The 7,928-nt window shown below is 69.3% G+C and carries 6 protein-coding genes; 5 read left to right on the forward strand and 1 reads right to left on the reverse strand.

Annotated elements, in window-relative coordinates; all coding sequences use genetic code 11:
* Positions 1-59: 59 nt before the first annotated feature.
* The gene (locus tag ACFU5K_RS30465; RefSeq protein WP_384067544.1) at positions 60-1,013 is read right to left on the reverse strand and encodes a heme o synthase; all 954 of its coding nucleotides are present in this window, start codon (positions 1,011-1,013) and stop codon (positions 60-62) included.
* A 285-nt stretch (positions 1,014-1,298) separates the two neighbouring features.
* Between ACFU5K_RS30465 and tkt the strand changes: the two genes are divergently transcribed.
* From tkt to pgl, 5 genes are read left to right on the forward strand one after another with little or no spacing between them, the layout of a single operon-like run.
* Positions 1,299-3,386, forward strand: coding sequence for a transketolase (gene tkt / locus ACFU5K_RS30470; protein ID WP_384067547.1), 2,088 nt, complete (start codon positions 1,299-1,301; stop codon positions 3,384-3,386).
* Positions 3,387-3,420: 34 nt separating this feature from the next.
* The gene (gene tal, locus ACFU5K_RS30475) at positions 3,421-4,539 is read left to right on the forward strand and encodes a transaldolase (RefSeq protein ID WP_384067550.1); all 1,119 of its coding nucleotides are present in this window, start codon (positions 3,421-3,423) and stop codon (positions 4,537-4,539) included.
* A 5-nt stretch (positions 4,540-4,544) separates the two neighbouring features.
* Positions 4,545-6,077 (forward strand): glucose-6-phosphate dehydrogenase, encoded by a 1,533-nt coding sequence (gene zwf, locus ACFU5K_RS30480; RefSeq protein WP_384067553.1) that lies wholly within the window; start codon positions 4,545-4,547, stop codon positions 6,075-6,077.
* Positions 6,074-7,105 carry a glucose-6-phosphate dehydrogenase assembly protein OpcA gene (gene opcA / locus ACFU5K_RS30485; protein WP_384067556.1) on the forward strand — a complete coding sequence of 344 codons (1,032 nt, stop codon included), beginning with the start codon at positions 6,074-6,076 and terminating at the stop codon, positions 7,103-7,105. Before zwf ends, opcA begins: the two co-directional genes overlap by 4 nt.
* On the forward strand, positions 7,102-7,884 hold the full coding sequence (gene pgl, locus ACFU5K_RS30490) for a 6-phosphogluconolactonase (RefSeq protein ID WP_384067559.1): 783 nt from the start codon (positions 7,102-7,104) through the stop codon (positions 7,882-7,884). Before opcA ends, pgl begins: the two co-directional genes overlap by 4 nt.
* Positions 7,885-7,928: the final 44 nt, after the last annotated feature.

Here is a 7,928-nt window from a genome sequence, read left to right on the forward strand (position 1 = left end):
GGGCGGGGGACGTGGCTTCGGCCACGTCCCCCGCCCGTCGGCGGAGTGCTGTGCGGGTGTTACCGCAGGAAGGGGTCCACGGCCACGGCGACGAAGAGGAGCGAGACGTAGGTGATGGACCAGTGGAAGAGCCGCATCTCCTTGAGCTTGGCGCCCGTCACCCCGGACTTGGCCCGGTTCTGCAGGCCGTGCGCCTCCCAGAGCCAGAAGCCACCGGTCAGTACGGCCACCAGCGTGTAGAACCAGCCCGTGTAGCCCAGCGGGGTGAGCAGCAGCGAGACCGCGACCATCACCCAGCTGTAGATGACGATCTGGCGGGCCACCACTCGGTTGGACGCGATGACCGGAAGCATCGGGACACCGACCCGGGCGTAGTCGTCCTTGACCTTCATCGACAGCGGCCAGTAGTGCGGCGGCGTCCAGAAGAAGATGACCGCGAAGAGAATGACAGCGGCCCACGACAGCGAATTGGTCACGGCTGACCAGCCGATGAGTACCGGCATGCAGCCGGCGATTCCGCCCCAGACGATGTTCTGCGCGGTACGGCGCTTCAGCAGCATCGTGTAGACGACCACATAGAACAGGAGTGCGCCCAGCGCGAGGGCCGCGGAGAGCCAGTTGACGAGCAGTCCGAACCAGACCGTGGAAATCACCCCGAGAGCGATTCCGAAGGCCAGGCACTCGCGGGGACTCACCATGCCTGTGACCAGCGGACGCTGCGACGTACGGTCCATCAGCGCGTCGATGTCGCGGTCGATATACATGTTGAGTGCATTGGCACCGCCCGCGGAGAGATATCCGCCGACGGTGGTGGTCACTACGAGCCAAAGATCAGGCACGCCCTGAGCGGCGAGGAACATCACCGGAACGGTGGTGATCAGCAGCAGCTCGATGATGCGCGGCTTGGTAAGAGCCACAAATGCCTTGACACGGGCCCCGAACGGGCGATGGCCCACTGGGCTCGGAGTCAAGGCGACCCCTGCGGGTCGGGACTCGACGGCCGTCACGCACACCCCTGACAGAGAAATCCCAGCAAGCTCCGGGCTGTGGGCCCGGTAAAGACTTGCGCGAACCAGTCCACTGTAGACGTTGGACATACGCCGCTCTTCGCGGGGGTGCGGTCGTGTTGGGGTGGCGCAGAAGTGAACGACGGCGCTCATACGGGAGGCGAACTCCGCAGGTCGGCCGCACCGCGGAAAGGGCAGAAGGACGCCCTTGCGTCAGGGGTAGGCTCGACAATGCCCGGTGCGGTAACAAGCAGCCGGTTTACGAACAGTGGAGAGGAGCCCTGACTCAGGGTGAGCACCAAGCCGACCACCACAGACCTTCAGTGGACCGAATTGGACCAGCGGGCCGTGGACACCGCGCGTGTCCTCGCCGCGGACGCCGTACAGAAAGTCGGAAACGGCCACCCGGGCACGGCGATGAGCCTCGCTCCAGCCGCGTACACCCTCTTCCAGAAGGTGATGCGCCACGACCCGGCGGACGCCGACTGGACCGGCCGCGACCGCTTCGTGCTGTCGGCGGGCCACTCCAGCCTGACGCTGTACATCCAGCTGTACCTGGCGGGCTACGGCCTCGAACTGGACGACCTCAAGGCCTTCCGCACCTGGGGTTCCAAGACCCCCGGCCACCCGGAGTACGGCCACACCACGGGTGTCGAGACGACGACCGGCCCGCTGGGCCAGGGTGTCGCCAACGCCGTGGGCATGGCGATGGCCTCGCGCTACGAGCGCGGCCTCTTCGACCCGCAGGCCGCCCCCGGCACCTCCCCGTTCGACCACATGGTCTGGGTCGTCGCCGGTGACGGCTGCCTCCAGGAGGGAATCTCGGCCGAGGCGTCCTCGCTCGCCGGCCACCAGAAGCTCGGCAACCTGGTGCTGCTGTGGGACGACAACCACATCTCGATCGAGGGCGACACGGAGACCGCTGTCTCCGAGGACACCCTGAAGCGCTACGAGGCCTACGGCTGGCACGTCCAGCGCGTGGACCAGCTCCCCAGCGGCGACCTCGACCCCGAGGGTCTGTACCGCGCGCTGCAGGCCGCCAAGGCCGAGACGGAGCGCCCCTCCTTCATCGCGGCCCGCTCGATCATCGCCTGGCCCGCCCCGAACGCCCAGAACACCGAGGCCGCGCACGGCTCGGCGCTCGGCGACGACGAGATCGCGGCCACCAAGCGCGTGCTCGGATTCGACCCGGAGAAGACGTTCGAGGTCTCCGACGAGGTCATCGCGCACACCCGTGAGGCGCTGGACCGCGGCCGCGAGGCGCGGGCCGAGTGGGACAAGTCCTTCGCGGCCTGGCGCACCGCCTCCCCGGAGCGCGCCGCCGACTTCGACCGCATCGCCTCGGGCGAGCTGCCCGCCGGCTGGGAGGACGAGCTCCCGGTCTTCGAGGCCGGACACGCGGTCGCCACGCGTGCCGCCTCCGGAAAGGTGCTGCAGGCGCTCGGTGGCGTCATCCCCGAGCTGTGGGGCGGCTCGGCCGACCTGGCCGGCTCGAACAACACCACGATCGACAAGACGTCCTCCTTCCTCCCGGCAGGCAACCCCCTGCCGGAGGCGGACCCGTACGGCCGCACGATCCACTTCGGTATCCGCGAGCACTCCATGGCCGCGGCCATGAACGGCATCGCGCTGCACGGCAACACCCGGATCTACGGCGGCACCTTCCTGGTGTTCTCCGACTACATGCGCAACGCCGTGCGTCTGTCCGCGCTGATGCACCTGCCGGTGACGTACGTGTGGACGCACGACTCCATCGGTCTCGGCGAGGACGGTCCGACGCACCAGCCGGTCGAGCACCTGGCTTCGCTGCGCGCCATCCCGGGCCTGAACGTCGTGCGCCCGGGCGACGCCAACGAGACCGCCATCGCCTGGCGCGAGATCCTGCGCCGCTGGACCAAGGAGTTCGGCAAGGGCGCCCCGCACGGTCTGGCGCTGACCCGCCAGGGCGTGCCGACCTACCCGGCGAACGAGGACGCGGCCAAGGGCGGCTACGTGCTCTTCGACGCCGAAGGCGGCGAGCCGCAGGCCGTTCTGATCGCCACGGGCTCCGAGGTCCAGCTGGCCGTCGAGGCCCGTGACGAGCTCCAGGCCGCCGGTGTCCCGACCCGTGTGGTCTCGATGCCGTGTGTCGAGTGGTTCGAGGAGCAGGACCAGGCGTACAAGGACAGCGTGCTGCCGCCGTCCGTGAAGGCCAGGGTCGCCGTCGAGGCGGGCATCGGCCTCACCTGGTACCGGTACGTGGGCGACGCGGGCCGGATCGTCTCGCTGGAGCACTTCGGCGCGTCGGCCGACGCCAAGGTCCTGTTCCGCGAGTTCGGCTTCACCGCGGCGCATGTTGCCGAGGCCGCCCGGGAATCTCTCGCCGCCGCCGCGCGCTGATGCGGACATACGACAAGTAGGAGATGTATTTCTCATGACAGACGCACTCAAGCGCCTCTCCGACGAGGGCGTGGCGATCTGGCTGGACGACCTGTCCCGCAAGCGGATCACTTCCGGCAACCTGGCCGAGCTGATCGACCAGAGCCACGTCGTGGGTGTCACGACCAACCCGTCGATCTTCCAGAAGGCCATCTCCTCGGGTGACGGTTACGAGCAGCAGCTCACCGACCTCGCCGCCCGCAAGGTGACGGTCGAGGAAGCGATCCGCATGATCACCACGGCGGACGTGCGCGACGCGGCGGACATCCTGCGCCCCGTCTTCGACGCGACCGACGGCCAGGACGGCCGGGTCTCGATCGAGGTCGACCCGCGCCTGGCGCACAACACCCTGGCCACGGTCGCCGAGGCCAAGCAGCTGGCCTGGCTGGTCGACCGGCCGAACACGCTCATCAAGATCCCGGCGACCAAGGCCGGCCTGCCGGCGATCACGGAGACCATCGGGCGGGGCATCAGCGTCAACGTGACCCTGATCTTCTCGCTGGAGCGCTACCGCGAGGTTATGGACGCCTACCTGGCGGGCCTGGAGAAGGCGAAGGCCGCGGGCCTGGACCTCTCCAAGATCCACTCGGTGGCGTCCTTCTTCGTGTCCCGTGTGGACACCGAGATCGACAAGCGGCTGGACGCCGTGGGCAGCGACGAGGCGAAGGCCGCGAAGGGCAAGTCCGCCCTGGCCAACGCCCGTCTGGCCTACGAGGCGTACGAGGAGGTCTTCGGCAGCGACCGCTGGGCCCCCCTCGACAAGGCGCACGCCAACAAGCAGCGTCCGCTGTGGGCCTCCACCGGTGTGAAGGACCCGTCCCTCAAGGACACCCTGTACGTCGACGACCTCGTCGCCCCGAACACGGTCAACACCATGCCGGAGGCCACGCTTGACGCGGTCGCCGACCATGGCGAGATCAGTGGCAACACCGTCGCCGGCCGCTACGACCAGGCACGCGCCGATCTCGACGCCATCAAGAGTCTCGGAGTCAGCTACGACGAGGTCGTACAGCTGCTCGAGGACGAGGGCGTCGACAAGTTCGAGGCGGCCTGGAACGACCTGCTCAAGTCGACCGAGGCGGAACTCCAGCGCCTCGCTCCTTCGAAGGGCTGACCACCTTGTCTGGTGTTCCCGGAGCCAACCCGCTCCGTGACGCCCAGGACCGACGGCTCCCGCGTATCGCGGGGCCGTCGGGTCTGGTGATTTTCGGCGTCACGGGCGATTTGTCCCGTAAAAAGCTGATGCCCGCTGTCTACGACCTGGCCAATCGCGGCCTGTTGCCACCGGGCTTCTCGCTCATCGGCTTCGCCCGGCGCGACTGGGAGGACGAGGACTTCGCGCAGGTCGTGCACGACGCGGTCAGGGAGCATTCCCGCACCCCGTTCCGCGAGGAGGTCTGGCAGCAGCTCAGCCAGGGCATGCGGTTCGTGCAGGGCACGTTCGACGACGACGTCGCCTTCGAGACGCTGAAGTCCACGATCGAGGAACTCGACAAGGCTCAGGGCACGGGCGGCAACTTCGCCTTCTACCTGTCCGTACCGCCGAAGTTCTTCCCCAAGGTCGTCCAGCAGCTCAAGAAGCACGGGCTGGCCGACCAGAAGGAAGGCTCCTGGCGGCGGGCCGTCATCGAGAAGCCGTTCGGGCACGACCTGGCGAGCGCCCAGGACCTCAACCAGCTGGTGCACGACGTGTTCCCGCCGAACGAGGTCTTCCGCATCGACCACTACCTCGGCAAGGAGACGGTCCAGAACATCCTGGCGCTCCGCTTCGCCAACACGATGTGGGAGCCGATCTGGAACAGGTCCTACGTCGACCACGTCCAGATCACGATGGCGGAGGACATCGGGATCGGCGGCCGGGCCGGCTACTACGACGGCATCGGCGCAGCCCGTGACGTCATCCAGAACCACCTGCTCCAGCTGCTGGCGCTGACGGCGATGGAGGAGCCCGGCTCCTTCCACCCCAAGGCCCTGGTCGCCGAGAAGCTCAAGGTGCTCACGGCGGTGGAACTGCCCGACGACCTGGGCAAGCACACGGTGCGCGGTCAGTACGCGCACGCGTGGCAGGGCGGCGAGGAAGTGCTCGGCTATCTGGAGGAGGACGGTATCGACCCCAAGTCGAAGACCGACACCTTCGCCGCGATCAAGCTGACGATCAACAACCGCCGCTGGGCGGACGTGCCGTTCTACCTCCGTACCGGAAAGCGGCTCGGCCGCCGGGTCACCGAGATCGCGGTCGTCTTCAAGCGGGCGCCCTATCTGCCCTTCGAGTCCGGCGCGACGGAGGAGCTGGGCGGAAACGCCCTGGTCATCCGGGTGCAGCCGGACGAGGGTGTCACCGTGCGCTTCGGCTCCAAGGTGCCGGGGACCTCCATGGAGGTCCGGGACGTCACCATGGACTTCGCCTACGGCGAGTCCTTCACGGAGTCCAGCCCGGAGGCGTACGAGCGGCTCATCCTCGATGTCCTGCTCGGTGACGCCAACCTCTTCCCGCGTCACCAGGAGGTGGAGCTCTCCTGGAACATCCTCGACCCGATCGAGGAGTACTGGGACAAGCACGGCAAGCCCGCCCAGTACCCGGCCGGCACGTGGGGCCCGGCAGAGGCGGACGAGATGCTCGCACGCGACGGACGGAGCTGGCGCCGGCCATGAAGATCGATCTCACGGAAACCACGTCCAGCAAGATCAACCAGGCCCTGGTGTCGGCCCGCCGTTCCATCGGCAGCCCGGCGGTCGGCATGGTGCTCACCCTGGTCATCGTCACCGACGAGGAGAACGCCTACGACGCGCTCAAGTCGGCGACGGACTCCGCTCGCGAGCACCCTTCGCGGATCATCGTGGTGATCAAGCGGGTCAGCCGTTCTCCGCGTTCCCGGCGCGACGCGCGCCTCGACGCGGAGGTCCGGGTCGGTTCCGACTCGGGCTCCGGCGAGACCGTCGTCCTGCGTCTGCACGGCGAGCTGGCGAACCACGCGCAGTCGGTGGTCCTGCCGCTGCTGCTGCCGGACGCGCCGGTCGTCGTGTGGTGGCCCGAGGACGCTCCGGCGGACCCGGCCAAGGACCCGCTGGGCGCTCTCGCGCAGCGCCGGATCACCGACACCTACTCGGCCGAGCACCCGCTCGACGAGCTGTCGGTGCGTGCGGCGACGTACCGGCCGGGTGACACCGACCTGGCCTGGACCCGCATCACGCCCTGGCGTTCCATGCTGGCAGCGGCACTCGACCAGCTGCCCGCCGAGATCCTCTCGGCCACGGTCGAGGGAGAGTCGGACAACCCCAGCTGCGAACTGCTGGCCATGTGGCTCGCGGACAGGCTCGGCGTCCCTGTGGAGCGCACCCTGTCCGGGGGCCCTGGTTTGACGGCCGTCCGGATGGAGACCAAGAGCGGCGCCATCGTCCTGGACCGGGCCGACGGCTCGCTCGCCACGCTCTGCATGGTGGGACAGCCCGACCGCGCCGTGGCCCTGAAGCGGCGGGAGACGGCGGAGCTCCTCGCGGAGGAACTGCGGCGCCTGGACCCGGACAACGTGTACGAGTCCACGGTCAAGTTCGGGGTGGAGCGCCTCGGCGGTCCCGCGGAGGCCTCGTCCGTCGGGTCCGGCAGCAAGCAGGCCGCGCCGACCGGTTCCGCCGCGCCTGCCGCGAAGAAGGCGGCGGCCAAGAAGGCGGCGTCGAAGTGAGCGCACCGCAGCTCGTCGTGCACCGCGACAAGGAGCTGATGGCACAAGCCGCGGCGGCCAGGCTGATCACGAAGATCGTGGACTCCCAGGCCGCCCGCGGTCACGCCTCGGTGGTCCTCACCGGCGGGCGTAACGGCAACGGCCTGCTGGCCGCTCTCGCCGACTCGCCCGCGCGGGACGCGATCGACTGGTCGCGGCTCGACCTGTGGTGGGGGGACGAGCGCTTCCTGCCCGAGGGCCACCCGGAGCGCAACGTCACGCAGGCCCGCGAGGCCCTGCTGGACAAGGTGGAACTGGACCCCTCCCGGGTCCACGCGATGCCGGCCTCCGACGGGCCTTACGGCGGCGACGCCGACGCGGCCGCCGCAGGGTACGCCGCCGAGCTGGCGGCCGCTGCGGGACCGGAGGACCACGGGCCCGTACCGACGTTCGACGTGCTGATGCTCGGCGTCGGTCCGGACACGCACGTGGCGTCGCTCTTCCCGGAGCTGCCGGCGGTGCGGGAGACCGAGCGCACAGTCGTCGGTGTGCACGGTGCCCCCAAGCCGCCCCCCACCCGCGTCACGCTCACGCTGCCCGCCATCCGCGCGGCGCGCGAGGTGTGGCTGCTGGCCGCGGGTGAGGACAAGGCGGAGGCGGCGGAGATCGCGTTGTCCGGCGCCGGGGAGATCCAGGCCCCGGCGGCCGGGGCGTACGGCCGTGTCCGCACGCTGTGGCTGCTGGACGCCGCGGCGGCCTCGCTGCTGCCGCGGGCGCTGTACCCGCCCGCTTCGGCGTAGCGCGAGACAGGGCAGAGGCCCGGCCCGCTCCCTGGGTTCCAGGG

Source organism: Streptomyces sp. NPDC057428 (assembly GCF_042803195.1).
In the GTDB taxonomy this organism is placed as follows: domain Bacteria; phylum Actinomycetota; class Actinomycetes; order Streptomycetales; family Streptomycetaceae; genus Streptomyces.

Coding starts and splice junctions, on each gene's coding strand:
- opcA (WP_384067556.1), top strand. CDS start 6,074: ATGAAGATCGATCTCACGGAAACCACGTCCAGCAAGATCAACCAGGCC.
- tal (WP_384067550.1), top strand. CDS start 3,421: ATGACAGACGCACTCAAGCGCCTCTCCGACGAGGGCGTGGCGATCTGG.